1 pseudogene is annotated in these 365 nt (G+C 63.8%); it reads left to right on the forward strand.

The window, feature by feature from the left end:
- Window positions 1–10 precede the first annotated feature (10 nt).
- A pseudogene (locus AAIL67_RS24755) lies at window positions 11–365 on the forward strand (hypothetical protein); the annotation flags it as partial.

The raw sequence follows: 365 nt of genomic DNA on the forward strand, positions 1-365 counted from the left end.
TTCTGGCACGGTGTCGGGTGCTGCCAGCTCGGGCAACGGTGCTGCGCTGAGTTCAAATAGCGCCACCTCCGGTGCAACGTCGAATGCAAACGCTGCTGGCGGCGCTATCGGCGCAGGCGGTTTTGGCATCGGTGGGGCAACTGTCGGTGGTAGCGCAACTACCTTCGGTAACGTGAAGAGCCTTTCGGCAACCTCGGGCAACGCAGTTGCTGGTGGTGGCGCAGCAACTAATGCCAACGCAGGTTCTGCAGCTGCAGCGGGCTATAACGCAGGACCCGTCAGCGGCACTGCCTTCGGCGGCGCCTCTTCTCATACCGCGAATGTTGCTGCAACTGGCGCCGGCCCTGGCGGCGGCTTGGCCTACG

The sequence above is a fragment of the Comamonas sp. A7-5 genome, from assembly GCF_039581385.1.
GTDB lineage: Bacteria > Pseudomonadota > Gammaproteobacteria > Burkholderiales > Burkholderiaceae_C > Comamonas > Comamonas thiooxydans.